Annotated in this window: 27 protein-coding genes and 3 pseudogenes; 15 read left to right on the top strand and 15 right to left on the bottom strand. The window is 59.7% G+C overall.

The genetic code is table 11. From position 1 onward, the window contains the following. Positions 1 to 36: 36 nt before the first annotated feature. Positions 37 to 486, top strand: a complete 450-nt coding sequence (gene cueR, locus ACWH43_RS03740; protein ID WP_003500188.1) for a Cu(I)-responsive transcriptional regulator — start codon at positions 37 to 39, stop codon at positions 484 to 486. A 78-nt stretch (positions 487 to 564) separates the two neighbouring features. On the opposite strand, the gene ACWH43_RS03735 is transcribed toward cueR, so the two are convergent. Beyond that, positions 565 to 1,749, bottom strand: a complete 1,185-nt coding sequence (locus ACWH43_RS03735) for an MFS transporter (RefSeq protein WP_024899653.1) — start codon at positions 1,747 to 1,749, stop codon at positions 565 to 567. A 116-nt stretch (positions 1,750 to 1,865) separates the two neighbouring features. Between ACWH43_RS03735 and ACWH43_RS03730 the strand changes: the two genes are divergently transcribed. From ACWH43_RS03730 to ACWH43_RS03720, 3 genes are read left to right on the top strand one after another with little or no spacing between them, the layout of a single operon-like run. Beyond that, positions 1,866 to 2,141: a metal-sensitive transcriptional regulator gene (locus tag ACWH43_RS03730; protein ID WP_003500186.1), complete on the top strand. Its 276-nt coding sequence runs from the start codon at positions 1,866 to 1,868 to the stop codon at positions 2,139 to 2,141. A gap of 17 nt (positions 2,142 to 2,158) precedes the next feature. Next, positions 2,159 to 2,920 carry a glutaredoxin family protein gene (locus ACWH43_RS03725; protein WP_003500183.1) on the top strand — a complete coding sequence of 254 codons (762 nt, stop codon included), beginning with the start codon at positions 2,159 to 2,161 and terminating at the stop codon, positions 2,918 to 2,920. A gap of 21 nt (positions 2,921 to 2,941) precedes the next feature. Further along, a complete protein-coding gene (locus ACWH43_RS03720) occupies positions 2,942 to 3,430 on the top strand; it encodes a DUF305 domain-containing protein (RefSeq protein WP_024899651.1) in 489 nt (162 codons plus the stop codon). A 22-nt stretch (positions 3,431 to 3,452) separates the two neighbouring features. Here ACWH43_RS03720 and ACWH43_RS03715 read toward each other — a convergent pair. From ACWH43_RS03715 to ACWH43_RS03695, 5 genes and pseudogenes are all read right to left on the bottom strand, one after another. Further along, positions 3,453 to 3,889 (bottom strand): annotated as a pseudogene (locus tag ACWH43_RS03715) (YqaA family protein). A 257-nt stretch (positions 3,890 to 4,146) separates the two neighbouring features. After that, positions 4,147 to 4,362 (bottom strand): annotated as a pseudogene (locus ACWH43_RS03710) (MFS transporter); the annotation flags it as partial. Positions 4,363 to 4,369: 7 nt separating this feature from the next. Next, positions 4,370 to 4,651, bottom strand: coding sequence for a metal-sensing transcriptional repressor (locus ACWH43_RS03705; RefSeq protein WP_024899650.1), 282 nt, complete (start codon positions 4,649 to 4,651; stop codon positions 4,370 to 4,372). Positions 4,652 to 4,708: 57 nt separating this feature from the next. Next, complete coding sequence (locus tag ACWH43_RS03700; RefSeq protein WP_003500177.1) at positions 4,709 to 4,837, bottom strand: helix-turn-helix domain-containing protein; 129 nt, start codon at positions 4,835 to 4,837, stop codon at positions 4,709 to 4,711. A gap of 31 nt (positions 4,838 to 4,868) precedes the next feature. Then, on the bottom strand, positions 4,869 to 5,693 hold the full coding sequence (locus tag ACWH43_RS03695) for an MFS transporter (RefSeq protein WP_260348949.1): 825 nt from the start codon (positions 5,691 to 5,693) through the stop codon (positions 4,869 to 4,871). Positions 5,694 to 5,763: 70 nt separating this feature from the next. Here ACWH43_RS03695 and ACWH43_RS03690 point away from each other — a divergent pair, with 70 nt between their 5' ends. From ACWH43_RS03690 to ACWH43_RS03675, 4 genes are read left to right on the top strand one after another with little or no spacing between them, the layout of a single operon-like run. After that, positions 5,764 to 6,357, top strand: coding sequence for a DUF6088 family protein (locus tag ACWH43_RS03690; protein ID WP_003497286.1), 594 nt, complete (start codon positions 5,764 to 5,766; stop codon positions 6,355 to 6,357). Then, positions 6,350 to 7,366 carry a nucleotidyl transferase AbiEii/AbiGii toxin family protein gene (locus ACWH43_RS03685; RefSeq protein ID WP_003497288.1) on the top strand — a complete coding sequence of 339 codons (1,017 nt, stop codon included), beginning with the start codon at positions 6,350 to 6,352 and terminating at the stop codon, positions 7,364 to 7,366. The genes ACWH43_RS03690 and ACWH43_RS03685 overlap by 8 nt, the downstream gene beginning before the upstream one ends. A 14-nt stretch (positions 7,367 to 7,380) precedes the next feature. Continuing rightward, positions 7,381 to 8,262, top strand: coding sequence for a hypothetical protein (locus tag ACWH43_RS03680; protein WP_024896898.1), 882 nt, complete (start codon positions 7,381 to 7,383; stop codon positions 8,260 to 8,262). After that, positions 8,252 to 9,574, top strand: a complete 1,323-nt coding sequence (locus ACWH43_RS03675; RefSeq protein WP_003497293.1) for an AbiJ-related protein — start codon at positions 8,252 to 8,254, stop codon at positions 9,572 to 9,574. Before ACWH43_RS03680 ends, ACWH43_RS03675 begins: the two co-directional genes overlap by 11 nt. Positions 9,575 to 9,607: 33 nt before the next feature. Here the strand turns inward: ACWH43_RS03675 and ACWH43_RS03670 are convergent, their stop codons facing one another. From ACWH43_RS03670 to ACWH43_RS03630, 9 genes are all read right to left on the bottom strand, one after another. Next, the gene (locus ACWH43_RS03670) at positions 9,608 to 10,492 is read right to left on the bottom strand and encodes a DUF4231 domain-containing protein (protein WP_024896897.1); all 885 of its coding nucleotides are present in this window, start codon (positions 10,490 to 10,492) and stop codon (positions 9,608 to 9,610) included. A gap of 17 nt (positions 10,493 to 10,509) precedes the next feature. Continuing rightward, positions 10,510 to 10,977 (bottom strand): TIR domain-containing protein, encoded by a 468-nt coding sequence (locus tag ACWH43_RS03665; RefSeq protein ID WP_024896896.1) that lies wholly within the window; start codon positions 10,975 to 10,977, stop codon positions 10,510 to 10,512. A gap of 1 nt (position 10,978) precedes the next feature. Next, positions 10,979 to 11,569 carry a 7-cyano-7-deazaguanine synthase gene (locus ACWH43_RS03660; RefSeq protein WP_024896895.1) on the bottom strand — a complete coding sequence of 197 codons (591 nt, stop codon included), beginning with the start codon at positions 11,567 to 11,569 and terminating at the stop codon, positions 10,979 to 10,981. After that, the gene (locus ACWH43_RS03655) at positions 11,566 to 12,273 is read right to left on the bottom strand and encodes an 8-oxoguanine DNA glycosylase (RefSeq protein ID WP_024896894.1); all 708 of its coding nucleotides are present in this window, start codon (positions 12,271 to 12,273) and stop codon (positions 11,566 to 11,568) included. Before ACWH43_RS03655 ends, ACWH43_RS03660 begins: the two co-directional genes overlap by 4 nt. Beyond that, positions 12,270 to 13,673, bottom strand: a complete 1,404-nt coding sequence (locus ACWH43_RS03650; protein WP_003497299.1) for a toll/interleukin-1 receptor domain-containing protein — start codon at positions 13,671 to 13,673, stop codon at positions 12,270 to 12,272. The genes ACWH43_RS03655 and ACWH43_RS03650 overlap by 4 nt, the downstream gene beginning before the upstream one ends. 44 nt (positions 13,674 to 13,717) lie before the next feature. Beyond that, a complete protein-coding gene (locus ACWH43_RS03645; protein ID WP_353612169.1) occupies positions 13,718 to 14,455 on the bottom strand; it encodes a carbohydrate kinase family protein in 738 nt (245 codons plus the stop codon). A gap of 456 nt (positions 14,456 to 14,911) precedes the next feature. Next, on the bottom strand, positions 14,912 to 15,685 hold the full coding sequence (locus tag ACWH43_RS03640; protein ID WP_199777866.1) for a hypothetical protein: 774 nt from the start codon (positions 15,683 to 15,685) through the stop codon (positions 14,912 to 14,914). Between the two features lie 87 nt (positions 15,686 to 15,772). Continuing rightward, positions 15,773 to 16,267 (bottom strand): TIR domain-containing protein, encoded by a 495-nt coding sequence (locus ACWH43_RS03635; RefSeq protein WP_024896892.1) that lies wholly within the window; start codon positions 16,265 to 16,267, stop codon positions 15,773 to 15,775. Between the two features lie 518 nt (positions 16,268 to 16,785). Beyond that, a complete protein-coding gene (locus ACWH43_RS03630; RefSeq protein ID WP_003497302.1) occupies positions 16,786 to 18,189 on the bottom strand; it encodes a tyrosine-type recombinase/integrase in 1,404 nt (467 codons plus the stop codon). Between the two features lie 322 nt (positions 18,190 to 18,511). Between ACWH43_RS03630 and ACWH43_RS03625 the strand changes: the two genes are divergently transcribed. The 7 genes and pseudogenes from ACWH43_RS03625 (at position 18,512) to ACWH43_RS03595 (ending at position 24,350) form a co-directional block, all read left to right on the top strand. Beyond that, positions 18,512 to 19,042, top strand: a complete 531-nt coding sequence (locus tag ACWH43_RS03625; RefSeq protein WP_260348955.1) for a DUF6538 domain-containing protein — start codon at positions 18,512 to 18,514, stop codon at positions 19,040 to 19,042. A gap of 31 nt (positions 19,043 to 19,073) precedes the next feature. Continuing rightward, positions 19,074 to 19,716 (top strand): annotated as a pseudogene (locus ACWH43_RS03620) (IS3 family transposase); the annotation flags it as partial. Between the two features lie 56 nt (positions 19,717 to 19,772). Further along, positions 19,773 to 20,597 carry an ABC transporter ATP-binding protein gene (locus ACWH43_RS03615; RefSeq protein WP_260348957.1) on the top strand — a complete coding sequence of 275 codons (825 nt, stop codon included), beginning with the start codon at positions 19,773 to 19,775 and terminating at the stop codon, positions 20,595 to 20,597. A gap of 3 nt (positions 20,598 to 20,600) precedes the next feature. Beyond that, positions 20,601 to 21,641 (top strand): ABC transporter ATP-binding protein, encoded by a 1,041-nt coding sequence (locus ACWH43_RS03610; RefSeq protein WP_260348959.1) that lies wholly within the window; start codon positions 20,601 to 20,603, stop codon positions 21,639 to 21,641. Further along, a complete protein-coding gene (locus tag ACWH43_RS03605; RefSeq protein WP_260348961.1) occupies positions 21,638 to 22,651 on the top strand; it encodes an ABC transporter permease in 1,014 nt (337 codons plus the stop codon). The genes ACWH43_RS03610 and ACWH43_RS03605 overlap by 4 nt, the downstream gene beginning before the upstream one ends. 29 nt (positions 22,652 to 22,680) lie before the next feature. Then, on the top strand, positions 22,681 to 23,547 hold the full coding sequence (locus tag ACWH43_RS03600; RefSeq protein WP_260348963.1) for an ABC transporter permease: 867 nt from the start codon (positions 22,681 to 22,683) through the stop codon (positions 23,545 to 23,547). 50 nt (positions 23,548 to 23,597) lie between these two features. Beyond that, on the top strand, positions 23,598 to 24,350 hold the full coding sequence (locus tag ACWH43_RS03595; RefSeq protein ID WP_260348965.1) for an SDR family NAD(P)-dependent oxidoreductase: 753 nt from the start codon (positions 23,598 to 23,600) through the stop codon (positions 24,348 to 24,350).

Genomic DNA, 24,350 nt, shown 5'->3' with positions numbered 1-24,350 from the left:
TCGGGGTCGGCTGTCGTACCTTACGGGAGAAAACGCATGAATATCGGACAAGCTTCGAAAGCGTCCGGCGTCTCGGCCAAGATGATCCGCTACTACGAACATACCGGCCTCATTCCGGCCGCCGATCGGACGTCTTCCGGCTATCGCGACTATTCGGACACGGACGTTCACATGCTGCGCTTCATCCGGCGCGCGCGTGATCTCGGCTTCTCGGTGGCCGAGATCGGCGATCTCCTCGGCCTCTGGCGCGACGAGTCGCGGCAGAGCGCGGAGGTCAAGCGTCTGGCGCAGGGCCACATCGACGCGCTGGAGAAGAAGATCGCGGACTTGCAGGACATGGCGCACACGCTCACGATGCTGGTGAAAGCCTGCACGGGCGACCATCGCCCGCATTGCCCGATCCTCCAGCGTCTGGAAACCGATCAGGACGATGAGGACCTCACGGTCCAGCCGCGCAGCGGTGCGATTACTCGTTCCGTGCAGTAGAGTAACACTCGGCCCGTTCGCCTAACCGAAGCGGCCTGATGTTTTCGTCCCTGCCAGATATGGCGGGGACTTGTCGTTTCAGGCTTGGGGTTTGCGCGCCGCCTGCCAGAGCAGCGGCACGAGGATCAAGGCGACCGGCGGAAACAACAGCCAGTTGATCGCCGCCCAGCCCGAGTTGTGCAGGACGCTGCCAGCCAGAAACGATACGGCGGCGGTCGTGCCGAAGACCATGAAGTCGTTCGCGCCCTGCGCCTTGGCGCGCTCGCCCGGCGTATGGCAGTCCGTGACCATAGCCGTCGCGCCGATGAAGCTGAAATTCCAGCCGAGCCCCATGATGGCGAGAGATCCCCAGAAATTGATCAGCTCAAGCCCGGCCAGTGCGACCACGGCCGAGACGGCGATGAGCAGCATCCCCGCAGCGGTGACCCGCTCCTTGCCGAAGCGTGTCATGAGACGGCCGGTGACGAAACTTGGCGCGAACATCGCCAGTAGATGCCACTGGATTCCGAGTGCTGCACTGTTGACCGAATGGCCGGTGTTGACCATCGCGATCGGAGCCGCCGTCATGACGAAAGCCATGAGGCCGTAGGAGACGACGCCGGCTGCGACGGCGAGCATGTAGCGGGGCATCATCAGGATCTGAATCAGGGAACGGCCGGAGCTTTCGGACTCGGATTGCGAACCAGATTGCGGCGCGCGTAGCATCAACAGAATCGGGATGGACAACAGCGGAAGCGCCGCCTGGCTGAGAAAGCTGCCGACATAGGGCGTGCCGGGGAAGGAATCGCGTGTCCAGATGACGAGCTGGGGACCGATGACAGCCGCGATCAGTCCGCCGACCATCACCCAGGAGATTGCGCGTGCCTTCAACGCGCCTTCGGCAGCGTCGGCGGCGGCGAAGCGATAGCTTTGAACGTAGGAGCCGTAGAGACCGGCGGTAAAGCAGCCAACGCAGAACAGCAGAAACGATGCCACAAAGATACCAAGTGCTGCGATGAGACCCGCCGCGAGGCCGAAGAAGGCGCCGAACAAGTAACCGCTCCGGCGTCCCCAAGCGCGCATGACGAACGCGGCGGGCAGCGTGCCGATCGCCAGGCCGACGCCGAACAGGCTGACCGGCAGCGTCACCCATGCGGGGTTGTCGGCGAGCTGCTGGCCGACCAGGCCGCCGAGCGACATGACGATTGGCGCGCTCGATCCGCCGAGCGCCTGAGCGGCGGTCAGCACGGTGATGTTGCGCCGGACAGTTGCAGTATCGTCCATGGGAACTCCCACAATTATTTGCTTCGACGTTGACATGCCGGCAAAACTTTTGGGTTTTGCGGGAACGAAACCTTTCCTGAAACGTATATATACCCATACCGGGTAGGGGTAGCTGGATGTGCAATAAAAACTCGAAGCAGATCATTGCGTCACTCAACCGGATCGCCGGCCAGGTTCGCGGCGTCGGTCAGATGGTGGAGGACGAGCGATACTGCATCGACATTCTCAACCAGATCCACGCGGTCAAGGCCGCCCTCTCGAAGGTGGAGAACCAGGTGCTGCGATCGCATGCCGCCTGCTGCGTCGAGGAGGCGATCGCCTCGGGCGATGGCGACCTGCAAAGAGCAAAGTTCAACGAGCTGGTCGAGGTGTTCGCAAAGGCGAAACTATAGATCGAAGGGATCAGACAATGGCGACCCATGCTGCCAAACGCGCCGAACTTCATCGAATGGTGATGGAAAACCATACGTGTCCCTACGGGCTGAAGGCGCTCGATCTCCTCAAGCGCGAAGGCTACGAGGTCGATGATCACCATCTGACGACTCGCGCCGAGACGGATGCTTTCAAAGCAAAGCACAATGTTCAGTCAACGCCACAGACCTTCATAGGCGGCAAGCGGATCGGCGGCTACGATGATCTCGTCCGGTTCTTCGGCGGCAAGGTCAAGGACAAGGACACCGTCACCTACAAGCCGGTGATCGCGCTGTTCGCGATGGCAGCGCTGATGGCGTTGGCCGCGAGCTGGGCGGCGTTCGGCAACCTCGCGACGGTCCAGGCGGCCGAATGGTTCATCGCCATCGCGATGTGTCTTCTTGCCCTTCAGAAGCTGAAGGACGTGGAAGGCTTCGCGACCATGTTCCTGAACTACGACCTTCTGGCGCAGCGGTGGGTCCGATATGCCTACATCTATCCCTTCGCGGAGGCGCTCGCCGGCGTCCTGATGATGGCTGGCGCCCTGATGTGGGTGTCGATCCCCGTCGCGCTGTTCATCGGCGGCATCGGCGCGGTCTCAGTGTTCAAGGCGGTCTATATCGACAAGCGCGAGCTGAAATGCGCCTGCGTCGGAGGCGACAGCAACGTGCCGCTCGGCTTCGTGTCGCTCACCGAGAACCTCATGATGATCGGCATGGCGGTCTGGATGATCTTCAAGCCGATGGGCATTGGACACTGACAACCGCGAAAGGACGATCAAATGGCGAGCGACCACACATCTCATGGCGGGCATTCGAGGGGCTCCCATGGCCGTCCCTATCTGATGTTCTGGATCAACATGATCCTCTGCCTCATTGTGATGTATGTCGTGATGTTTTCGATGATCGACGGCTGGGGCGACTTCCGGAATAATCTGAACATGCTTTACATGGCGATAACCATGTGGGCGCCGATGGGCATCTTCATGCTGGCGACAATGCCGGGCATGTTCCCGAACCGGAGCGCGAATATCGCCCTTTACGTCGTCTTCGCGCTGCTGACCGCCGGTTCCTTCTGGGCGACGCGGAGCCAGACCCTGATCGATGATCGCCAGTTCATCGATTCGATGATCCCGCACCATTCCGGCGCGATCCTGATGTGCCGCGAGGCGAAGCTTGCCGACTCGGAACTGAAAACGCTGTGCGACGAAATCATGGCAGCTCAGCGTGAGGAGATCGACAAGATGACGAGCATTCGAAATCGTCTCTAGTGTAGCGGCGGCGATAAAGACTCTACATCACGCACGCCGTCGCCGCCGCCAGAACCAGATATCGCCCGAGCTTGGCGACGCCAACTAGGAGGAGAAAGACGGGTAGCGGCTCCTTCATGATCCCGGCCGCGAGGGTTAGCGGATCGCCGATGACCGGCATCCAGCTTAGCAGCAACGACCATTTCCCATAGCGGCGATACCAACGCCGCGCCCGCTGGAGACCGGCTTCCGACACCGGGAACCAGCGCCGGTTACGGAAACACTCGACGCCGCGCCGATGATCCAGTTGACGACCGAGCCGGCCACGTTGCCAAGGCTCGCTGCGGCGACCAATGCCCAGGCCGCGAAAGAATCGGCCAGCAGCAGCCCGATCAGCGCGGCTTCCGACTGCATCGGCAGCAGGGTGGCAGCAAAGAAGGCGGTGAGGAACAGGCCCAAGCAGGCCGCCAGTGTGCTCAAGCACCGGCCCCGCGATCGCGCGGCGAAGCCGGCCATCTTGTATGATGGCGGTCGATGACGAAGGCATGGCGGTGCCGATATCCGCCATCGGCGGCAGCCGCATCGGACAGATGCGGATGGCTCGCCTCGAGCGTGTCATGCATATGGTCGAGTTCGTCGGGATCGGCCGCGGGCCAGAGGACCGCAGCGGCCGATACGGCGGCGGCGGCCAGCAGCCCCAGCGCAACGAAGGTGATCGGGAGGCCAAACGCGGCGCCCAGGCGCTCCGCGAAGGTCGCTGCGATAGGGGCCACCCCCACATAGGCGACCATCTTGATGGCGAGCGCCGTTCCCAGCACCGCATCCGCATCGGGACCGGCGAGATCATAGGCCAATAGCCCCAGCGCGATCGTGGCAAGCCCTGTTCCGATAAGCGCGATAACCTGTGCCAGGAAGAGGTGGCGATAGGTGCGGTTTCCAAGAACCTGCAACATAGGAACCTCACAAGTACTTGGTTATTTCCTTGAATTCGTCGATCGAACGACGATCGTCCTTAACAAGCGGCCCGACCACGTCGTCGAGACAGTGGTCGAGGTGGTTCTGAATCAGCGTCCGCTTGGCTTGTGCGATGGCCTTTTCGACCGCGTGAAGCTGCTGCGCGATATCGAGGCATGGCCGACCAGCTTCGATCATCTCGACGATCCCGCGCAAATGGCCGTCCGCACGCTTGAGGCGCATTGTGATCGCGGCGTGGGATCTGTGGGCATCGGATTGTTCGCTCATCCAGATATCCTATCCCCCTGGAGAGGATATTGTAACGAGCCTGCCGCCGGCGTCGCCTCAACCCCATGATCGTCGATAAGCCGTCGGCGTCGTCCCGAGCCAGCGCTTGAACATGGCGGTGAGAGAAGCCTGCCTTTCAAATCCCAGCGACGACGCCACCGTGCCGATCTCGTAGCCTTGGACCATCTTTCAGACGCCGCCGTCGCATGGTGGCTGGCTACTTTCTCGTTGCCACGCCAGCGGCGAAGATGCCCAACAGGGTAAGAAGCGCGATGCCGAGCGTAACATAGCGTGCGGAATCCACCGCAGATTCCCCGCCTGCCGCCATCAGCGTGCCAGCGAGTGCGGAAGTGATCGAGAAAGCAATAAGCTGTGTGATGGTGATCGCAGCAGCAGCCTTGCCTCCTTCGGCGGGATCATGTGTGCTGCTCATCGCTGCAACACCGAGCAGCGGCCACGCCAGTCCGATGCCGACGCCGGCAAGCGCGAGGACAGCCGCCCAAATCAGCACCATCCCGATATCGGCACCGAACACTTGTAGAAGTCCATAAGCGATCAGCCCAGCCGTCAACAGCAGTGGGCCGACGCGGATGGCGCGGCGGCGGCCGCTCTCACTCTTGACCGAAACAATGAAGAGCTGGGCGATGACCCATGCCAGCGAAAGAACTGCGCCAAGGAAACCGGCGATCAGCGGCGAAAGGCCCGCCAGTTGCTGACCAAACAGGGGGATGAAGTTCTCCACCATCACGCCCGCGCTCAGGGCAGCGACCGTGAGATAGACCCATTTCAGGGAGTTGCCACGCCGATAGGTGATGTGCGGAAGGATGGTCTCTTTTGCTCGCCGCTCCACGACGACGAAGAGCCAGAGCAGCACGATGCCAATTCCGACCATTGCCAGCGTTGGCCAGCCTATCGGCACGATGGCGCTGAGGCTGATAGCGATGGTCGCAAGCACAAGCGGAATGAGGGAGGCGACGGGAACAGGTGAACGATGCCCCGATCCAGCCATGCGGCCGAACGCGCGTTGAGCGGGCGTAAACATGAGTCATGGCGTTCCCACATAGATTGAAAACTGTCAGAAAACTGCGTATATTTCTGACAGGAGATTTATCATGCAGCGACTGACCGAACAGATTCTGGCGCATACCGAGGGTTTGCCCGAGGGCGCTCCGATCGCCGCGAAAAGCCTGCTCCATCTCGGCAACCGCCCCGCATTGGACCAGGCATTGTCGCGACTGGCAGAACGTGGCCGGCTGATACGGGCCGGGCGCGGCGTTTACCTACGTCCGGTTTCGAGCCGGTTCGGCGTTCGCGCGCCCTCCGTCGATAAAGCCGTTGAAGCCCTTGCGACGCAGCGTGGTGAAATCATCGTGTCGAACGGAGCGGCGGCTGCCAATGCGCTCGGGCTCACGACCCAAGTACCGGTCCGGTCGGTCTATCTGACCTCGGGCCGAAGCCGGACCATGACTCTGGGCCAGCAGACTATTGAGCTGCGCCATGCGCCACGCTGGCAGTTGGCGTTGGCCGATCGCCCTGCCGGGCAGGCCGTGCGCGCACTCGCCTGGCTGGGACCGGAGAAGGCGGAAGCGGCCTTGAAGACGCTGAAACACAAGCTGCCGTCTTCTACGTTCGGCGAGCTTGTCGCGGCCGCGCCGCAACTACCGAGCTGGCTCGCCAGATCGGTCGGCAAGGTCGCTCATGGCTGAAGCCTTCGTCACATTGTCAGCGAACGATCGGCGCGAGGCTCTTGCCGTTGCCGCCGATCGATCCGGCCGCCCGGCCCATCTGCTTGAAAAGGACGTGTGGGTCGTCTGGACTCTCGCAACGCTGTTCGGGTCAAATTTCGGCGAACATCTCGTGTTCAAGGGCGGCACATCACTGTCAAAGGCTTATCACGTCATCCGGCGTTTTTCCGAGGACGTGGATCTCACCTACGACATCCGCGCCATCGCCCCCGACCTGGTGGGCGAAAACGGCGAGGGCCTGCCGAAAAACCGGAGTGAGGAGAAGCGATGGTCGAAGGCAGTCCGCCACCGGCTGCCAGAATGGGTCGACGGAACAGTCCGACCTCTCCTTGCCCGCGCGATCGACGCGCAGTCGTTGCCTGCAACGTTCAGGGCCGAAGGCGACAAGCTGTTCATCGACTATGAGGCGACCTCTTCGGGATCGGGCTATGTGGCTCCGAGCGTGATGCTGGAATTCGGCGCCCGCTCGACCGGGGAGCCGGCCAGCCCGCGCGATGTTGTATGCGACGCGGCCGGATTGGTCGACGGCGTCGAATTCCCAACGGCTCGTCCCCGGGTCATGCATGCCGAGCGAACCTTCTGGGAGAAAGCGACGGCAATGCATGTTTATTGCCTCGAGGGCCGGTTGCGGGGCGATCGGTTCGCCCGTCATTGGCACGATGTCGTCCGACTGGATGATGCGGGGGTCGCCAACGCCGCAATATCGGATCGTGAGCTCGCCGACGCGGTTGCCCGCCACAAAACCATGTTCTTCGGGGCGAAGACGGTTGATGGCGAGGTTATCGACTACGAAGCCGCCGTCGGTGGAAAGCTGCAACTCGTGCCGGACGGAGATGCGCGCGCTGCGCTGGCAACGGACTATGCGCACATGGTCGAGGATGGGTTGCTGCTTGACGACGCGGAACCCTTCGAGGCGCTGATCATGCGATGTGCGGACATCGCCGGGCGAGCCAACCGTGCTGCGAAGTGATGATGGGAGATAGGGTGTCGAGCTATTTTACGGATCGTGAATATGGGGCACGCCCTGCAACAATCGATGTCATTGGTGACCGTCTGTGGGCGGGTCTTTTCACCTTGATCGAGACGAGGATTGGCGATGGCTCGTTTGGCTTTCGCTTTCCGGAACAGTGCCCCGACGGGAATGGTCCGTGCGGATGTGACGTCCAAGCCTTCAGCCGGGTGCTGGGCGCCGAGGTGCCGTGGATCGAATGGCCGTTCTCTGTGAACGAAGTGCCCGATACGCCGGTGATCCTCGATCTGCTCGAGTTTTGCGCCAGCGCCGTCGGCGAGCCGATTCAAGGCAGTTATCATTCCTACTTCGGTCACCATCACTTGAGCTGGAACCGGGACGGCGGCCTTGCTCGGTTCGTAGCCGACGTAAACCTCCTGTTTCGCCGGAACGCGATTGCGTATGAACTCACATCGAGCGGACAGGCCCGCCGGCTTCTCCCACAGCCGGTCGCCGATGTTCTCGGTTGGGCGATGTTTCATACCGGTGATGCGGAGACGGACCGCCTGCTCGAAGCCGCTCGCCAACGGTTTCTATCGCCCAAACCTGAAGACAGGCAGGACGCGCTGGAGAAACTGTGGGATGCCTTTGAACGGCTGAAGACACTGGAACCCGGCGCCAACAAGCGCGCTCAGGCCGAAGCGATGCTGGACCGTGTCGCCACGCCGGACTCTGGATTCCGGGAAGCCCTTGGGCGGGAGGCCGCTGAGCTGACCTCCATAGGGAACAGCTTTCGCATTCGTCATTCCGAGACGACCCAAGAAACCCTGACCTCTCTGGATCAGGTGGATTATCTGTTTACGCGGATGTTTGCATTTGTGCGTGTGATCCTGAGAGGGACCGGGCGTGGCGGATGATCTTTATCGGCTTATCTTCGGAATTCTGCACGGGATGAGCCACGCCCAAATGAGTCAGGAGCCGGGGCTGGTCGCTGGGCTGGTCGTGCCGGCACCAGAGGGCTTCTCAAAACGGCAGCGTATCGAACTTGCGCTCGAAAACCTCACGCAGGCGGACTTGGCTCGACTGGCGCTCAAATTCGCTGCTGCTCGCAGCGACATCCCGCTTGATGAGGCGGGCCGCAAGGTGCTTGAGGCTGATGATCCACCGCTGACGCAGATCACACGACGAGACGTCGCGCGGATTCTCGGCAACGACCTCGCCGGCGAGCGTAGCACCGTGGAGGTCGTCGAGAGCTACTTCCCGCTTTCCTCACCATTCGAAGCCCTTTTTGGCAGCAAAGGCCAGAGCCTGCGCGACCGCATCGCCCGGCACATGGATCACAATCCCGGCGATTGGTCGGTCGAACAACTGTTTGGAGAAATCGGGGCCTTCGATTGTTCCAGGGCCAGGTTCGGCGCCTTGCTCGAACAAGCTGTTCACCCCCTTTCCCGATCAGGTGATGAGCAGACGAAGACAGTCGAAGCGTTGAACAGGGTGCTCGCGCGGGATGGATATGAGCTTGCGCAGGATGGCGAGGTATCCGGCCATCCGCTTTTCAGTTTCCGCTCTCTGGTGCGGGGGGTTGGCGGCCGGCCGAAAAACCTGATCTTTGCGTCACGAGGACCGAAGCCGGAAATCGGCTTCGCCGATGCGATCAACAACGACATCGTCATTCTGTCCGGCGAAGAGAGCTGCCTGATCTACGACCGGCCGATCAGCGCGAGCGGCCTTCTGTGGTCGGAACTCGTTTCCTGGTGGGGCGACGTTACGCCCGGTGCTGATGCCGCAAGACTCGGAGCGCGTCTCCAGGAATCCCTGGCCTCGGATGCGGAACGCAAGCTTTTCGCGGCCTACTTCAAGGCTTATCGGTCTACCCTCGGCGAGGCGCTGCCCGCGCTGCTGCCGCAGGTCTACCTTCACTATGATCCTGCCGTCGTAAAAACCCTGCGTCACCGGCTTCCATTGCCGCGTCAACGCATGGACTTCCTGCTTCTGTTACCCAGCCGTCAGCGCGTCGTGATTGAGGTCGACGGTAAGCACCATTTCTCGGAAAACGACCTTCCTTCATTGAAGGTCTATGCCGATATGGTGTCGGCCGACCGCGAGCTGCGCCTTGCGGGATATGAGGTCTATCGGTTCGGTGCAAATGAACTGGTCGGTGACGGCGCCGAAGCGAAGATCAAGGATTTCTTCGACAAACTTTTTCGCCTGCATCGCATTCGCCAATGAACTCACTCGCTGATCGGTTGGCGTATGATCAAATCAGGGCGCATTCTCGATCTGGCGGGCAACCCATTGGGTATGTTCACGAGAGAACGCTCGCTCGGCTTCATTTACGAAGGCAGAAAACTTCTCTTCGCTGTCAATCGTGCCAAGCCGCGTCTGCAAGATGCCGATCTCGTGGGCGGTGAGGCTGTAGGCAGAAGCGAGTTCGTTGAATTTCTTCAGTTGGATCCAACCTATGGCGGAAGACGCTATCACCAGCAAAGGTTCGGTTGGCCAAATCATCCATGGTGGATCATGGCGGATTCGGAGGAGAGCTAAAGCGATTGCGGCACCTTGAACGAGGACGCATATCAATATCCATAGGCGAAAACGCTGCCTATTCCAGGTAACCTTTGCTACATACCATTCGCGTTGGTCCGTAATCCGGTCAGTATTATATCGTTGAACACGCTCTGCGAGAGGCAGAGCACGAACCGCATTCATTTCGTTGGTGATCTGATCGCCGGTTACCGGCCGACGGCTTATCGAGTCGCGGACGTGGCTGTTGGCATCCAGAATCGCCCTCAGAAACTCCGAGAATTTCTCTGCTACTGTTGAGAGTTTCGGGGCATCTTCGAATGGCTCAGCTCGCATCATGTAACGCCAGGTTGATGTCTTGATCGACTCCGCCAGCGCTCGGCACCCGTACCACTCTTTCTCAGGTTTTTGGACTGCCATATATAGTAGGAGACCCGTAGAGGCGGCCAGAACTAACGCATAAGCGATGTATAGATCAGGAGACGCTCCAAACCAAATAGAGATCGTCGCTGCGACAGTGAGCAGAAGGTACTGCAGCCGAATAAGCCTTAGATAGGTGGACTGGGCATCGGCGGCGGAGCCGTCTGCCGAGCGGTACAGGGCGGGAAAACTATCAGGCGTCATATCGACGGATCTCCGGGCTATTTCAGTTCAGCGGCCAATTGATTCCACTGGACGACTTTCACGCCGTGCTTCGCCACCCAAGGCGGATTTTGCCGTGGGGCGCCCCCCTTGGGGTGAACCGCCACCACCTTTTTCCCAAGAGCGAGGCTGGTCTCCACTTCCCAAGTCACCCAACGGCTTTGCGCAGTATTGTCGGAGATGTAGACGACACAAACAGATGAGCGCTCTATCCGCTCGCTGATCTTTTGTTTGATATATTCTGCGCGTTCGCTGTCGTAGGGCTCGCGAACAGAATGATCGTTGAACTCGATATCACTGTTCTCGTTCTTCGCATGCGCGCGCAGAAGATTGACCTCGTCCATATCTTCGGTTGCAAAACTGATAAAGACATTTCGTTTGCCGCCCTGAAGCGCCGCCTTGGCTTTCTCCTCCAGGGACCGAATGTCGCCTAACCTGCTCCAGCTCCCGCTACTCCCGCCGCCCATATCAGACCCCCTCAGCCTTGAATTCATTACATGCTATGCACGCTCCACAAGGTGTTTCACCCCCGAGATGACAGGAATAAGTGCCCTCGATGCCTTTAAGCGTCGCGAGTTCGATGACTTCCTGCTTGTGGAACGACGAGAGCGGTGCAAGGACCTTTATTTCACGCCCCATGCTCCTTGCGATCATTGCCTCCGCCTCCTGCAAGAACGCCGATGTCTGGTCAGGAAACAGGCTGGTTTCCTCATGGAGGAGTCCAATCGATATCGCATCGGCGTCGCGCTGAAATGCGTAGGCTGCTGCTACAAGCAGAAAGAGGAGATTTCGACCAGGAGTAAACGCATCCTCCAGCACTCGCTGGTTCGGGTCCGTCAACCCGGACTTAATGAGGCGGCCATAGCCCGACAGGTCGGCCACCTCCAAATCTGGTAGCTGCAACTTGGCCATCGCTGACCGGCAAGCCGCGTGCTCTCGATCGCGGGATCGCTGCCCATAGTCGATGAAAATCGGATATTGCTGAATCCCTTCCTCTTTTGCGAGGTAGGCGACCAGCGTGGAATCAAGCCCACCGGAAACGAGAGTGACAATGCTCATGCTAACGCGCGCTCCGTATCTTGAGAACCCGCAACCCGCATCACTATCCAGATCGCCCAATCCATAAGGCCGACTGCAAATCCGAGCCTATTTGCATGTGAAATCAGTTTATCTTCTTGCATGTGATAGTGTGAAAGCTTCGAGATGGCTCGGCCGGCCCCTGTGTAGAGTCCAATAATCGTCATGTAGTTCAATACGTGGCGATCCAGGACTGCGAGATCGTAGCTGATACCTGCGTTACGCAGGAACATACTCGCCTGCTTTGGCCCGATTCCAGCTACGTTCGACACAAGCCACGAGCGAGCGGTTGCCGCATCTCCGAAGGCATGCACGAGTGAGCACAGGTCCCCGCTTTCCTGCGAGACCGATTCGCGCGCAGAGGCCAATTGCATCGACTTTGATCGAGGAAAGCGATAATTTCGAAGGCTGCCGTTCACCAGTACAGGTTGACGGAGAACCCCGAGGATTTCATCGGCGAGTTCGGCCCGGGGTGCCGATGTGTTGAGGAGAAGCTGCCGTTTATCCAAAGCATCGGCGGTGGCTACGGCAAGCCCATACGGTACTTGACTGCTGAGCAGGCAGCATGAGAGTTCCCACCAGAGATTTCGCTCGTCAAGCGCACTCTGAGAGCGCTTAGCCCGCTCTTCAATCTCCGGGCATATTGCGGCAACGGCGTGCTCCAGCCTGGCAGCATCGTTTCTCATCTGAACAAATCCGGCATTTGATCCCTAAGTTGTTTTGAATTGGATTGGCCCAACAGGCCGACGGCAAATGCTTCTAAGCGATTTGTTGAAGCGGCAGCCTGCAAGTCGTGGGTTAGCTCCCGATAGTAGTCCAAATTATGGAAGGCAACTTTACCTGCGTAGTCTATATTATCGTCGGAGAGCGCAGAAACAGTGATGGCCGAAGCCGCCATCTGCGCCTGGTATGCGAAAAAATCGAAATGTTGGTAGTGATTTAATCTGTGCTGCTGTCGGTCAACGGCAACCCGGCACCACTCTAACCCATCGAAGCTGTCTGCTCCAGCTGCCGTTAGGATCGCTATACTCCATGGATTTCCCGTACCCAAGAGATGGATCGGCTGATAAAAGGATAAGCGATCAAGCTCGTTCCGGACGCGCCTCATGGTCTGTGCGCGCTGGATCAGCCCTCGGCCCAACTCGCGCTCCGCCAGCGCGATCATCGGTGGCTGGAGCTGGTCGGCGACATCCCGCACGACCTCGGGGAGAATAGTAAGATCGTACCCTTTCGACCTAGTGGCGGGAGCATGAATGATTGGAAGGACGGGGGCTTTGGTGAACTTCCTGTCTCGTTCGACCGCTGCAATGACTTGCCCAACCGCACGCTTTCTGTCCCTCGACGGATCCATCTCGTCGAAGCAATACACCCAATCGTGTGAAATCCCTTCCAGCGCCAATTCGAAATCTTGGGGCTTCCAGCTGTCGTCGTCGCGTCGCGTCGCTTCATAATTGCCTGAATCGACGAGGACAAATCCGCCTTGCGCGCGGATACGCTTCAGCTCCTGCTGGATACCTCGAGGGCGGCGGGGTGGAAACAGGTCGTAGGCGGAGACAAGGACCGTCGATGTACCGAAGAGACGAAGAGCCTTAAGAGCTTCGAGAGGAACGAGTTGTGTCTCGTGTGATGACACGGAGAGGAACAAGCTCGGAAGGGGGACTCTACCCGCAGCGATGGCTGATGGGCGGGTTGGCGCCATCCTCGGCGGGACGACAGTCGAAATCTTGCGCATCAGGTGCTGGATACCAGGATGATCGTCTTCTCCGGTCCAGCCCAGAAGATCAACCGCACTATAGCCGTTAAAGCCGTACGGCGCATTTGTCGGAATGATCTTAGCGGGAATAATCGGAATATTATATTGCTCAGCTAAGCGGAGTTCGTCCTTTACATTACTCTTGTCCTTAGCTGTCGGCGACCAGAGCGGAACGACGCATTTTGTATTCTGGATTTCACGTTCGATCACGGTCGAGAAGTCGCCGACGATTTTATCGTCCCACCAAACATCCCATCGGGTTGAAAGTGTTTTTACTAATCTCTCCGCCTGTCCGACATCTTCTCGTGAATAGACTATGTAGACGTCTGACATACGTAATTACTCCCCCCAGAGTAGTGAATCAGAAGTCTCACAAATTATGCGTCGCCGCAACTGTCTAGGCTACGGCAAGATGCACGAGGCCAGGCAGCTCGGTACAAAGACGAGGCGAAGTCGGGAACAATCGTAACGCCGAGATCGGAGAGTGCAGCGATATCGGACCGCTGCTCCTCGTCCAGTATTACAATATTTTGGTGAGATCGCGTTGCGCAGAGTCGTCGAATTTCCGTTGTGCTCAATCCGTCCGCCACTAGAAGTGAAGGTGCATTTTCGAGGAATGAATCTGGGACCTCATCGAGTTGAGGTGAGAGCACTTCAACACCAAGCTCTTTCAGGCGGAAGCGCGCCTCCTCAAGCGTATACCGCCTTCCGATTGTAGATGTTGAGCCATGCAGAACAATCCGGTTTGGTGCCTGCCCTGTTATGGGCTCGCGGCTACTGAGCAAGTCGGTTTGCACCGGAAGGGTCATTGTCTCACAGTAGGCGGACACCGATCGGGAGGCGAGGTCCGCGGCTTCGGCCGCGGAAGTTCCGGCTTCGCCCCAATGATATGCAAACACGGCACTGAAGACATCCCCTGTTCCGATCTTGAAGACCCGAGATGAATAATATGCGGGAATGGTATTAGGTTCGGCATGACGCTCAAAGACGGTGACCCCCCGCACCCCTCTTTTTACGACTATCACAGTCACCCGATCGCCATGCGACATGGCTTTCGCGGCGGCAGTCGCCAAGTCGGTGCAACCCGCATAGCGGCAGAGCTCTAGCTCATTCATAACCAAAGCAAGCCGTTTCGCTGTCGAGCCATTGGCTCCAAATGGCTCAGGACGGACAGCTGTCTGAGGATCGTAAATCGCGCGGACAGCGTGCACGATGGCAGATCCTTCCAGGAACCCGAATCTCAGGACCACATCTCCCGAAACATGTATCGGAGGCTGCTGAGGAAATGACCCAGGTCGCGGCTCGATGTGTGGTTGAGACAGTGGGTGGAAGTACGCAAATGCGATCGCAATATCGGAATGGGTGCGGGATAGCCGCACACCGAGGTCCGACAGTTCGTCCGCTCCCGGGCTGCTCTCGTCCCGTGCATAGGTGTGAAGAGTGCTCCCTGGCGAAAGAGCACTGACGGCTGCCGCCGCGCGCCCGCCCGAGCCAAACTGTGCGTTCCACTTCGGCGTTTCGCACAATTCGCGATATAGTCCACCTGCGATTTGCATGATGCATACGTCCAGCTAATGGCCGATGATTGTCTGCATGCGGGCTAGTAGCGTCGCGGACAACTCGGCCCGACCTTGGTCGTTGTTGAGGTAGCGCACATATCGGAGATGGCGCAGGTCGAACGGGATATCGTGATCGCTTTGTGCAATGAGGATGACCTCTCGACCTAAGGTGTGTGCAATCCCGGCTTCGTAAAATACATTCGGATTTCGACCTGAGCAGTCACAGATCACGATGCGCGAACGATCAATCAGGGAAACGACATCCTGAATAATTGACGCATTCTCCCAGATGTCGTCCGCCCGTCGGCAACGAAGTCCGACACCTTGAGCAGCGTTTCGGATAGCATCAAAAACAGGATTAAACGCCGCATCGAAGGGCATCATGGCGGATGCAAGATGGGGGTCTAAATTCTCATGCTCGGCCAATGGGAAGACCGTTGGCCGCTGTCGCCGGGGGCGTACCTGGCGAAGTAAAAAGCGGTACAAGTCGACCTCTTTCACGGCCCAATGGTTGCGAGAGAATTCGAAATCTCGGGGCATGTCCAGTTCAGCCCGGCTATCATAAAGCAGCGAGTTTGTTAGGGGAGGAACGTCGGGGTCAAAGCTTACCTCGAGTGAGACTTCGCCCCCTACGATGCGCGCCCGGTTTATCTGCCCGACATACGCGGACTCATCGCCGGTCCCCTCTTCGCAGAAGAGACAAGGCAGAGCCGTAAGTTTGTCCAGAAGTGGCGTATTGTTCAATCTGAATAGTTCGGCGATATGCGCTTCCGTATATTCGAACATCCGGCCGATCGGCACAGTGACTCTTCCCGATGGCCAATCAGCATTAAACATCAAAAGATTGAAAATCGACGTCCCCTCCGCGTTAAATTACAGGCCCCAGCTACGATACTGATCCGTGCCGTAGTGCCGTGCTCCCCCGGCCCTTTCGGTGCGGCTCAAATGTTGGAATTCAGTTGGCCAATGTCTTATAGCATGTTCTATGGCCTTCAGTTTGAATGGTACGTGTACAACACAATGATCCCTAATGATCGGCGGGCACAAACTGTCCTGTACGCGGCTTTCATTGAGGTTGACGGCAATAATCGGCAGATCCAAGCTCAACGCGAGTTCTAGCTCCCACCTTACAAAGCGGAAAAGATTCTTGGTCGAGTTTCCAATCAACACCATAACTGCTGTCGATTGTCGCATTCGCTCCCGCAATTTCGATTTTACGTAATCCTCATTCTGAGCACGCGACGTCATGTTGTCGAGATCATGAGAGTCCACGAACTGGAACGGTATTCTGGGGTTGGCATGCCACCCCCGGACATACCGGTAAGCCCATTGGTCGTTATCGCCATCGAAAACGACGTAAGTCGACATTTTCCGTTCCCCCCAAGACTACTTAACGCTGAACCCGATCTACAAAACTCAGAAGCTTCCTTCGCCGCGTGCGAACCCCAACGCGATTCAGAACTCTCGGTCAAAGGCTCGAATCTCATCCTCGAAGGAAGAGTGAGCGTGCCCCTCCAAGAGACATAGCCTCAAACCTATGTTCGATTAAGAGGGAGAATGCGCGGTGCTTCCGGAGAAGCGGTCGTCGAACGTCGGCAGCTTTCCGCCCAGGCATCAAGGTCGCCGACCGCGTACCGGACGTAGCGTCCGAACTTGTAGAATGCCGGCCCCGTATCGAGAGATCGGTAGCATTCGAGCGTATGGGCATCGAGCGCCAGATATCTTGCCGCTGCGTCTGTATCGACAAAGCGGACGGGGCCAGCATCTTCCACGTAGACCGCGCGCGCGAGGAGGTCTGCGGACGGCCATTTTGCTCGGTTGTTAGGTCGCGACATGACGCACCTCCGTTCGTGCTTCGGCAGGGATCGATGTGAAACGGGGCGCGCTCATCGCGTTGCCTCCCTGTTTTCATCATGTCGGGCGCCGGGCGGGGTGGCGCGATTGGCCCCGTTGCGATGGCGGAATGGCCGATAGTTTCCGACCTTGGTGCGCGACGAATACTTGCCGTCTTCCAGGCCGGGAGGCGGCGACGCGGGCTCGGCAACGTCCGCTGTTTCCAGCGCGGCGCCGACCTCGATCTCGACCTCTGTCGACGGTTCCTCAGCGACCGGGGCTTCGGCGCCGACGACGATGCGCCTGCGCGCGGCGACCGCATCCGCAGCCATGCGCACCGGGTCTTCCTCGTTGTGAACGTAGCGCATGAACATGGTGACGGTCTTATGCGCCGTGAGCGCCATACCGACCTTCAATGGCACGCCCGAGTTCGCGATATCGGTTGCGGCGCGATGGCGGATGCCGTGCGTACCGACATGGGGGACGCCCGCTCGGGCAAGGATGCGCCGCCATCCGTGTTGATAGGTATTGTCCGTCATCGGCTTCGAGGGATCGAAGATCGACGGGCACACATAGGGCGACGTCTCGAAGCGCGGAGCCTTGCTGAGCAGCCGGTGAGCCTCGTCGCTGAGAGGCTTCGTCATTCCTCCCGTCTTGCTGTCAGGCCAGGTCACGCGCCGGCGTTCGAGGTCGATCCAGGCCCATTCGAGCGTAAGCACCTCGGACTTGCGCGCCGCCAGCTCGAACTGGAGCCGGATGGCGAGGGTGATGAAGGGATGCTCCAGGCCCTCCCGGTCCGAGCGGTCGAGATAGGCGAAGAGCTTGCGCATCTCCTCGTCGGTGATGAACCGGGTCGATCCGTTCTCCGCGAATTTCTGGACGTGCCTGCACGGATTGGAGCCGTCTGGCCGATATCCCCACAGTTCGGCGAGGTTGAACATCTTCCGAAGGGCAGCGAGCGTTCGATTGGCGTTCACCGGCCGGTCGGCCATGCCGGTCATCAATTCCGAGATGTGGGCGCGGGTGACTTCATGAGCCTTGTAGCGGCCCAGGCGCGGAAGGATGTGGTTCTTGATGTTCAGTTCGTTCGTCGCGACGGTGGAGGGCTTGTTGTGAAGCTTCGAGTGCTCCTCGATGAACTTGGTGCACAGCTCCTTCATGGTCGGTGCTGCGCGCGCGGCTGTCTTCTCCGCGCACGGGTCGCGTCCATAACGAACCTCCGCGAGCCAGTCCTGTGCCAGGTTGCGGGCCTGATCGACGGTGAGTTCTCCGAATCGACCTAGCGCGGGCTTCCGGCGGACGCCGGAATTGGTCACGTAGGCGAGCATGAAGATCTTGCCGCCGAACGGTGTGACTTTCAGCATGAAGCCCGGTACGATCGTATCGCGGAGTTCGTATTCGCGCTCCTTCGGGCGCGCGGCGTCCACAGCCGTCTTGGTGAGTTTGATTTTGGCCATCAGAGGTCTCCAAACACGTTAGTCGTAGGAGTCGCGCGAGGGTGTCTAGGAGCACGATTCCCGGCTATTGCCGGCAAGTATGGAGAAGTTTGAAGCCTACGATGGTCAAGCTAAATCATTGATCGTAGTAGGTTTTCGCGCTTTTACTTGCAATCGGCGGTGTTTAGAATATCGTCCTTTGGGCCGCTCAAAATCGAGTTCCGCAAGGAGTGCTGGTTCGATCCCGGCCAGGGGCACCAAGGCTAAACGCCTTTTTCCCTTGCAAGACAATCACTTAGGTATTCACTGACGGCTCTCGTGATGATACACGAGGTAATACGCAGTGTCGAGAATCATCCTGAACCTCGGGTTCCTCAAGGTGTCCGCAAGCTATCTTCAGCGCCGCTCGTCCGGTCGATTCTACTACTATCGACGCATTCCGAACGACATTAGGAACCACTACGGCAAGAGTCGGTTTCGTGTCGGGAGCTTGAAAACCACCGATGAGCGGGAAGCGCTGAAGAAGGTCGCGAAGCTCGCCTCTCAGGATGACGCCTATTGGGCCTCCCTGAGGACGACAGCGGCTCAGGACATGGGCCTAACGACACCTAAGGCTCGCGAGGGCGCAAAGGCTCTCATGGCTCGTCTGGGGCTTACAGAGGGCGCCGGGCATAGGACGGGTCCTGATGCACATCTTCAGGTAAGTGAAGTTGTTGATATTCTAGACAGCTATCTCACCGAACAATACGGCGAGAGGTATGCGCGTAGACGGTTTGATGATGATTATGCAAAGCATCATGGGTCCGTCGATACAATCATGTCAGAGCTGGCTCGGGAAAACTGGACAGGTCGGATAAGTGGAGTTTCTGCCTGAAGGCGGCATGATGGCCGCGACAGGAGAGACCATGGCGAAACGACCGTGGCGGAACCACACGCCGGCCTTCAAGGCGAAGGTGGCCCTTGCAGCGGTCAGGGGCGAGAAGACGATCGTCGAGCTGGCACAGCAATTCGACGTGCATCCGAACCAGATCACGCAATGGCGCAATCAGCTTCTCGACGGGGCTGCGGGCGTGTTCGACGGCGAGGCGAAGGCCCAGCGCCGGCTCCGGCAGTCGACGTGAAGACGCTGCACGCGAAGATCGGGGAGCTGACGCTGGAGAATGATTTTTTGTCCGGCGCGCTCGGGACGGCCGGTCTTCTGAGCGCAAAGCGATGATCGACCGTCAGCACGATCTGCCGCTCAGCCGGCAGGCGAAGGTTCTGGGGATCAGCCGGGGCAGCGTCTACTATCTGCCCCGCGCGGTTCCGGCTGCCGATCTGGCCCTGATGCGCCGGATCGACGCCCTGCACTTGGAATATCCCTTCGCCGGCAGCCGGATGTTGCAGGGCCTTCTCAATGCCGAGGGACATGTCGCGGGGCGCCTGCATGTTGCCACGCTGATGCGGCGCATGGGGATCGAGGCGCTCTATCGCAGGCCGAGGACCTCGAAGCGGGCTCCGGGGCACGCGGTCTTCCCCTATCTGCTGCGCAAGCTGCCGGTGACGCGTGCCTAGGGATCGTCGGAGAGACAGGATGCGGAAAGAGCATCACGGCCCGGGCCATCATGGGGCTTGTGCCCCATCCCGGCCGGATCGAAGCAGGCGAGATCCGTTTCGAGGGGCGTAACCTTCTGACGCTATCGCCAGCCGAAATGCGCCATATGCGCGGCCGGCAGATCGCTTTCGTTTTCCAGGAGGCACGGCGCGCGCTCGACCCCACCGCAACCGTCGGGAGCCAAGTGATGGAAGCGGCCATGCTCGGGCGTGGCATCAAGGCCCGGGAAGCACGCGAACTCTCGATTGCGACGCTGAAATCGGTGGGGTTGGCTGATGCCGAGCGCCTCATGTCGTCCTATTCATTCGAGCTCAGCGGTGGAATGGCGCAACGCGCCATGATCGGCATGGCAATCGTGGGCGGGGCGCGGCTCGTCATCGCCGATGAGCCGACCTCCGCACTCGACGTCTCGATCCAGTCCCAGATTCTCCGGCTTCTCCGCGACGTCCGCGAGAAAACGGGTTCATCGCTTATTCTCATCACTCACGACCTGGGGGTCGCGGCGGAGAATTGCGACCGTGTCGCCGTGATGTATGCCGGACAAATCGTCGAGATCGCGCGGGCGGAGACGTTGTTCCGCCAGCCCGCGCATCCGTATACCGAACGCTTGCTCAAGGCCCTTCCAATCCCAGGGCACGATGCTCTCATATCCATTCCAGGCTCTGTGCCCGATCTGATTTCGCCGCCGAGAGGCTGCCGGTTCGCTAACCGCTGCGACCGAGCCATCGCGAGTTGTATGCAAGCCGCTCCGGCGCTGGAGGAGGTGGATCATGGCCATCGCGTGGCCTGCTACCGACCGACCACGCCCACTTCCTCTACCGAGCGGGGAATCTGAACCATGAAGCAAATGGTGTCGGCAGTCCCCGCGGAAGCGAAGGGGGTCCTTGAGGCGCGCGATGTATCGCTGAGCTTCAAGCTGCGCGGGAACAGTGTCCGGCCTTGGGGCCCCAGGCGCCAGGTACAAGCGCTGGCGGGCGTGTCTCTGAGCGTCCGGCGTGGAGAAATGCTCGGGATAGCCGGAGAGTCCGGCTGCGGAAAAAGCACCCTGGCGCGGCTGCTACTGAAGCTGATCCAGGCCAATGAGGGCAGCGTTCTTCTCGACGGACAACCACTCGACTGGTATCCGCTGCTCGAATTGCGCGAGCGGGTCCAGATGGTCTTTCAGGATCCTTTCACCTCTCTCAATCCACGTCGCCGCGTCGGCGACATCATCGCCGATTCCCTTATAGTGCACGGCAAGGGTGCGCCCGCCGAGCGGCGCGGCCGTGTCATTGCGATGTTGGAGCGCGTCGGGCTGGGCGCACATCACTACGACAGATTCCCGCACGAATTTTCTGGCGGTCAGCGTCAGCGCATTGCAATCGCCCGCGCATTGATCATCCGTCCGGAATTCCTCATTCTCGACGAACCGACATCGGCATTGGACGTCTCGGTCCAGGCCCGCGTGGTTGAACTGATTCAGGAACTACGCCGCGAACTCGATCTCGGCTGTATTTTCATCACGCATGACCTGAACCTCCTGGGCTTCCTCAGCGACCGCCTCGCGGTGATGTATCTGGGGCGAGTGGTCGAGACCGGTCCGACCTCCGAAATTTTCTCAAACCCAAAGCACCCCTATACCAGGGCATTGCTCGCGGCAACACCGAGCCCGGATCCGCAGCGGCGCGTTCAACGCATCGACCTCGAGGGAGAGATTCCGTCCAGCGTCAACGTCCCGACCGGTTGCCCGTTCCATACCCGCTGTCCCGAAAAAATCGGGACGATCTGCGAAACTGTCCGGCCGGCATTGGCTCGCCGCGGCGATACGCAGGTGAGCTGCCATCTCTATGGAAATCAGGAGCACGCGCGCGCGACCGATGCGGTGGGGGTGTCGTCATGAACCGGATCGTTAGCGTTCTTGTCGGGCGCCTTCTGAGCAGCGCCATCGTGCTCGTCGCACTCTCGATCATCGTGTTCGCTTTCATCCGCGCCATACCGGGGGATCCGGTTGAGGTAATGATGGGAACCGACGGCGGCTCGCCCGAACAGGCCGAGGCTCTGCGGCGGGAGCTCGGGCTGGACCGGCCGGTCCACGTCCAGTATCTGGCCTGGGCCGAGCGCGCGTTGCACGGAGATTTCGGACAAAGCCTTCTGACCCAGGAACCGGTCCTTTCGACGGTTCTTCAGAGGCTCCAGGCAACGACCGAATTGGCGCTTGTCGCAATCTTCCTGGGGGCCGTCATCGGCATCGTCGTCGGCACCCTCGCGGCCGTCAAGCGCGGCAAGCTGTTTGATGCCGTCGTGATGGTCGCGACCTTGTCGGGAGTGTCCTTGCCGGTTTTCTGGGCCGGCACGATGCTGATCGTCCTCTTCAGCGTCTTCCTCGATATCTTCCCGACAGGCGGGATGCTGTCCTTCGATACGCGCATCTCGGCGATTACTGGCTTCCCGCTGCTCGACGCGATTTTGAGCGGCAACCTGCTCGCAGTGAAGGATATACTGAGGCATATGGTGTTGCCCGCGCTGACGCTGACGCTCGGCCCGGCGGCGCTGATCGCCCGCAGCACCCGCGCCAGTGTCCTGGAAGTCATCAACGAGGACTACGTCAATGCCGGGCTCGCCCGGGGCCTCTCCTACAGAGCGGTTGTTTGGCGCCATGTGATGCGCAACGCCATGATCCCGGTCGTGACGATCATCGGTCTCGAGATCAACGTCTATCTGGCTGGTTCGATCGTGACCGAAACGGTGTTCGCCTGGCCGGGCTTGGGCCGACACATGATGCAGGCGATCAACTCGAACGACTATCCCGTAGTCCAGGGCGTGATCGTTGTTTATGCGGCTCTGATTGTCTTCGTCAATCTAGCTGTCGATCTTCTCTATGGTCTGGTCGACCCACGTATTCGTAGCTGATCCCTGCGAGCGGCCGAAGGTATGCATTCATGACTCAAGCGAACTCCACGGACACGCCGCACCCGGCATGGCGCGAGAAGCTCGCGCTGCTGACCGAAAGCAAGACGGCCGTGTTTGGGCTGGTGGTGGTCGGCCTTCTTCTCTTCGTCGCGATTTTCGCCCCGCTGCTGGCGCCTTATGCTGCCGATGATTTCACCGACACGGTGCTTTCCGGCCCCACTATCAGCCACCCAATGGGGGTCGACCAACTCGGCAGGGACGTTTTCAGCCGGGTCATTCTGGGAGCGCGCATCTCGCTGCAGATCGGCCTGGAAGCAGTCAGTATAGCGCTCGTCTTCGGCGTCGCGCTGGGCATGGTGGCGGGCTTCTACGGAGGCCGCATCGATGCGCTGATCATGCGCCTGATGGATATCATGATGGCGCTTCCCTACATTCTGCTGGCAGTGTTGATCGCCGCGGTGCTGGGACCCTCGCTGCAGAACGGCATCATCGCAATCGGCATCGTGCGCATTCCCCGCTTCGCGCGCCTGGCCCGCGCCCAGACTCTGGCGACCATGCAACTGCCATTCATCGAAGCGTCGCGCTGCATCGGTTCGTCCAGCACGCGCATCATGTTCAAGGATTTGCTGCCGAATATCATCGGACCCATTTCGGTCTACTGCACCTTAAGCCTGGGAGAGGCGATTCTCGGGGCCGCCGTCCTGAGCTTCCTCGGCCTCGGTGCCCAGCCGCCGACGCCGGAATGGGGCGCGATGCTCTACGAGGCGCAACGATACGTAACCACGGCCCCGCTTCTCTCGATCTTTCCGGGATTGGCCATCTTCATCACCGTGCTCGCTTTCAATCTTCTGGGTGACGCTCTCCGCGACATTCTCGACCCTAAAAGCAAGCGCTAGCCCGAGCCATTCCAAGCTGATTCAACTCCAATCAGAGATAGAGGACGCAGATGAAGATCGATTTCAGCGGCCGCGCGATCATCGTCACCGGCGCCGGCGGTGGCTTCGGCCGGCCTTTGTCCCAGGCCTTGGAGCAACTCGGGGCACGTGTTTTCGCGAGCGACATCAACGCTGCCGGTCTCGAAGACATCCGCAGCCCGAACATCACCACGAAAACGCTCGACCTCACCGACCGCGCGGCGGCGGCCGCCTGGGTCAAGGAAATCGAGGAGACCACGGGTGGTCCGATCGACGTTCTCATCAACAATGCGGGTGGTGCGCTCGGCTTGCCGGCCCGGCCGATCGAGACTGTGCCCGATGAGGAATGGGATCGCATCATCGACGTCAATCTTAACGGCGCCTTTGCAATGTGCCGCGCTGTGAGCGCCGGCATGAAAGCGGCCGGCAAGGGCCGAATCATCAACATCAGCTCCGGCGCCGGATTCAAGCCCTCGCTGACGGGCGTGCAGGCCTATTGTTCAGCCAAGCACGCGCTCATCGGGCTGACGCGCCAGCTTGCGGTCGAGCTTGGCCCTTTCGGCATCACGGTCAACAGCGTGGCGCCCGGCCTGGTGCTCATGAGCGAGGGACAAAAAGAGCGCTGGGCGAATTACAGCCAGGAGTATCGGGACGCCTTCCTGCGTTCCGTCTCGCTTCGCCGGTTCGGCTCCGCCGAAGACATCTCGAACGGCGTCATCTTCTTTGCATCGGATCTTTCCAGCTTCATTACTGGTCAGGTTCTCTCCGTGTCAGGTGGGGCCTGA

It is taken from the genome of Allobosea minatitlanensis, assembly GCF_964020775.1.
The sequence above is the reverse complement of the archived record's forward strand: the minus strand, read 5'-3'. Positions and strand labels throughout refer to the sequence as shown.